This window comes from Salifodinibacter halophilus (genome assembly GCA_012999515.1).
Classification (GTDB): domain Bacteria; phylum Pseudomonadota; class Gammaproteobacteria; order Nevskiales; family Salinisphaeraceae; genus Salifodinibacter; species Salifodinibacter halophilus.
On the sequence record JABEEB010000888.1, the window covers coordinates 1 to 229 of the forward strand.

General features: G+C 61.1%; 1 protein-coding gene. It reads left to right on the forward strand.

Annotated elements, in window-relative coordinates:
• On the forward strand, window positions 1–229 hold a 229-nt coding region (locus HKX41_14095; GenBank protein ID NNC25265.1), incomplete at both ends, for an ISH3 family transposase.

Here is a 229-nt window from a genome sequence, read left to right on the forward strand (position 1 = left end):
CTCGCTTGACGAGGAAGTGGCCCTTAATCTCGGTAAGAACGCCGAGTTAACGCCTGAGGACATCTACGAGGTCCTCGTCGGCGCGACCGCCGACGAGACCTCGATCTCCGCGCTCTGCGAGAAGAGTACCGACGCTCCCCACCCGAACAGCGTCCTCTACCACCTCCGCGAAAAGTTCGACGTTGACGCCGTTGAACGCGTCGGGAACACGCTCCTCCAGCAAAACACC